Source organism: Anabaena sp. 4-3 (genome assembly GCF_001597745.1).
Taxonomy (GTDB): Bacteria; Cyanobacteriota; Cyanobacteriia; order Cyanobacteriales; family Nostocaceae; genus Trichormus.
The window spans coordinates 1-903 of sequence record NZ_LUHJ01000063.1; the positions used below are offsets into that span (position 1 = coordinate 1).

Genomic DNA, 903 nt, shown 5'->3' on the forward strand with positions numbered 1-903 from the left:
GGGGATTGGGGACTGGGGATTGGGGACTGGGGATTGGGGACTGGGGACTGGGGATTGGGGACTGGGGACTGGGGATTGGGAAAGAATTTCTCCCTCATCCCCTCATCCCCCTCATCCCCTCATCCCCTCATCCCCTCATCCCCCCCACTCCCTTCTATGTATTTGCTGTAGCATTCAGAATTAACAATCAGTTGTGCCTCTGGTATGACGAGAAGACTGGATTGATTGGCGAAGGTAGGTGAAGGATACACACACCAAATACTAACTAGGTGTACCAAACTTCAGGAGCAGAACAATGGTTCAACTGAGAGAACGCCCCGCTACCGCCAAAATCACCAACATCCAAGAGAAATTCATCTATGAAGTTTGCGCGATGTACGATGCTGAAAATCGCTTTTGGGAAGCGCAACAGATGATGTTGCAGTGTTGTCAAAATAACCAGTTAAAATCTTTGATTGAAACTCACATTCGGGAAACAGAGCAACAAATTCAGAATTTAGAACAGGTATTCAAAGCTTTGGGACAAGAACCTAAGCGTGTCACTTGTGATACTGCGGCTGGTTTAATTAGTGATGGACAAAAGTTCATGCTACTAGCTGCGGAAAATCAGCAAATTCTCTCTTTGGGATTGGCAGGATGTCAAGCTAAGGTAGAACAGCTAGAAATTGCTTGCTACCGTGGTTTAATTCAGACTGCGGAAAAGATGGGACAACAACAAGTTGTACAACTGCTACAGCAAAACTTGCAACAGGAAGAACAGACAGCTAAAAAATTAGAGCAACACATACCACAGTTGTTGAAAGAATGTAAATAATCAAAGATTCTTGTCGGGTGCGTTAACCAAATCGGCGTAAGTCCCCACCTATATGAATGTTAGGTGGGGATATAAGCCGGGCTACGACG

General features: G+C 45.4%; 1 protein-coding gene. It reads left to right on the forward strand.

Features of this window, described 5'->3' with window-relative positions; translation table 11 throughout:
* The first annotated feature begins 295 nt into the window (after positions 1-295).
* Complete coding sequence (locus A3775_RS16740; RefSeq protein WP_066379126.1) at positions 296-814, forward strand: ferritin-like domain-containing protein; 519 nt, start codon at positions 296-298, stop codon at positions 812-814.
* The last annotated feature ends 89 nt before the right edge of the window (positions 815-903 follow it).